This window comes from Labrys methylaminiphilus subsp. lupini, assembly GCF_051161885.1.
Taxonomy (GTDB): domain Bacteria; phylum Pseudomonadota; class Alphaproteobacteria; order Rhizobiales; family Labraceae; genus Labrys.
In genome coordinates, this window is sequence record NZ_JBMDIH010000002.1 from 1 (window position 1) to 2,500 (window position 2,500).

General features: G+C 54.8%; 1 protein-coding gene, 1 tRNA gene and 2 rRNA genes (1 of these 4 cut by a window edge). 1 reads left to right on the forward strand and 3 read right to left on the reverse strand.

What is annotated here, in order from left to right; translation table 11 throughout:
- The first annotated feature begins 87 nt into the window (after window positions 1-87).
- Entirely contained in the window at window positions 88-318 is a 231-nt protein-coding gene (locus tag ACN6KF_RS25695; RefSeq protein WP_434959766.1) for a hypothetical protein, read from the forward strand.
- Here ACN6KF_RS25695 and ACN6KF_RS25700 read toward each other — a convergent pair.
- The 3 genes from ACN6KF_RS25700 to ACN6KF_RS25710 form a co-directional block, all read right to left on the reverse strand.
- Window positions 297-373 (reverse strand) — tRNA-Met (locus ACN6KF_RS25700). The two genes, ACN6KF_RS25695 and ACN6KF_RS25700, sit on opposite strands and share 22 nt — an antisense overlap.
- 40 nt (window positions 374-413) lie before the next feature.
- A 5S ribosomal RNA gene (gene rrf / locus ACN6KF_RS25705) occupies window positions 414-528 on the reverse strand.
- Window positions 529-614: 86 nt separating this feature from the next.
- Window positions 615-2,500 (reverse strand): 23S ribosomal RNA (locus ACN6KF_RS25710); it runs 940 nt beyond the window's last position.

A 2,500-nucleotide genomic window follows, 5' to 3' on the forward strand; every position in this document is an offset into this window, starting at 1 on the left:
AGCAGTTTCTCGAAGACGCCGCTGAACCACCTCCTTTGCTACATCCCAACATGACGAAGCATTACCGGATCCAGGTCGAGCATCTCTATGCTGCGCTCAACGACGATTCCCAGGGACATATCGCATATGGCGGCCGAGCGGATCCGCTCGTTGATAAAGGAGATCGTGCTGACGCCAGAGAACGGCGAACTTCAGATCGACGTCCGCGGCGATCTGGCTGGGATCCTTGCCATATCCCTGGAACGCAAAAACCCCGACCGAGTAATTATCTCGATCGGGGTTTTTGATATGCGATTTGGTTGCGGGGGCAGGATTTGAACCTGCGGCCTTCAGGTTATGAGCCTGACGAGCTACCGGGCTGCTCCACCCCGCGGCAGGTAATTTACATGGTATTCGAGATTTTTGCTTTGCAGGCCTGGCAACGACCTACTCTCCCAGGTCTTGAGACATAGTACCATCGGCGCTGAGGAGTTTAACGGCCGAGTTCGGGATGGGATCGGGTTGAGGCTCCTCGCTAGTGCCACCAGGCCGGCGAAGCAAAATCTGAAGCAAGAATGGAATATTCCAGGTCACTGTCGGTATTTTTCACCGCGAGTGAGTATTGATAAATGAGAGCGATCAAGCCGATCAAGCTATTAGTACCGGTAAGCTGCACGGATCGCTCCGCTTCCACACCCGGCCTATCAACGTGGTGGTCTACCACGGCTTTCGAGGGAGAACTCATCTTGAGGTGGGTTTCCCGCTTAGATGCCTTCAGCGGTTATCCCGACCGTACATAGCTACCCTGCACTGCGGCTGGCGCCACAACAGGTCCACCAGAGGTACGTCCATCCCGGTCCTCTCGTACTAAGGACAGATCCTCTCAATTCTCCTACGCCCACGCCAGATAGGGACCAAACTGTCTCACGACGTTTTGAACCCAACTCACGTACCACTTTAATCGGCGAACAGCCGAACCCTTGGGACCTTCTCCAGCCCCAGGATGTGATGAGTCGACATCGAGGTGCCAAACGATTCCGTCGATATGGACTCTTGGGAATCATCAGCCTGTTATCCCCGGCGTACCTTTTATTCGTTGAGCGATGGCCGTTCCACAACGGACCACCGGATCACTATGGCCGACTTTCGTCTCTGCTCGACTTGTCAGTCTCGCAGTCAGGCGGGCTTATGCCATTGCACTCGACGACCGATTTCCGACCGGTCTGAGCCCACCGTCGCACGCCTCCGTTACTCTTTGGGAGGCGACCGCCCCAGTCAAACTACCCACCATACACTGTCCCGGGCCCGGATGACGGGTCGCGGTTAGACATCCATGATCGTAAGGGTGGTATTTCAAGGGTGGCTCCACACGGGCTGGCGCCCATGCTTCATAGCCTACCACCTATCCTACACATGCAAGCACGAATGCCAGTGTAAAGTTATAGTAAAGGTGCACGGGGTCTTTCCGTCTAAGCGCAGGTACCCCGCATCTTCACGGGGAATTCAATTTCACTGAGTCTATGCTGGAGACAGCGGGGAGATCGTTACGCCATTCGTGCAGGTCGGAACTTACCCGACAAGGAATTTCGCTACCTTAGGACCGTTATAGTTACGGCCGCCGTTTACCGGGGCTTCGATTCAAAGCTTGCACCTCTCCTCTTAACCTTCCGGCACCGGGCAGGCGTCAGACCCTATACGTCGCCTTGCGGCTTAGCAGAGCCCTGTGTTTTTGTTAAACAGTCGCCACCCCCTAGTTTGTGCCCCTCGCCCATGGTTGCCCACGAACGAGGCCTCCTTATCCCGAAGTTACGGAGGCAAATTGCCGAGTTCCTTCAGCATAGTTCTCTCAAGCGCCTTGGTATACTCTACCAGTCCACCTGTGTCGGTTTCGGGTACGGTCTGATGTGGGAGCTATTTCCTGGAACCTCGTGATGGCATGCACAATCCAATAAGCACACACCACGGAAGAGATCCGTCACTACCCACTGGTCAAGGAATATTCACCTTGTTCCCATCGACTACGCTTTTCAGCCTCGCCTTAGGGGCCGACTAACCCTGCGCAGATTAGCTTTACGCAGGAACCCTTGGACTTTCGGCGACAGTGTCTCTCACACTGTTTGTCGTTACTCATGCCAGCATTCGCACTTCCAATACCTCCAGAGCCGCTCACGCGTACTCCTTCACAGGCCTATGGAACGCTCCGCTACCGCGTACATACTCTCGCATGCACACCCACAGCTTCGGCTCGTGGCTTGAGCCCCGTTACATTTTCGGCGCAAAGACCCTTGTTTAGACCAGTGAGCTGTTACGCTTTCTTTAAAGGATGGCTGCTTCTAAGCCAACCTCCTGGTTGTTATGGGATCCTCACATCCTTTACCACTTAGCCACGAATTAGGGGCCTTAGCTGGTGGTCAGGGTTTTTTCCCTCTCGACGACGGACGTTAGCACCCGCCGTCTGTCTGCCGCACACTACTTCCAGGTATTCGGAGTTTGGTTAGGTTTGGTAGGTCGGTAAGACCCC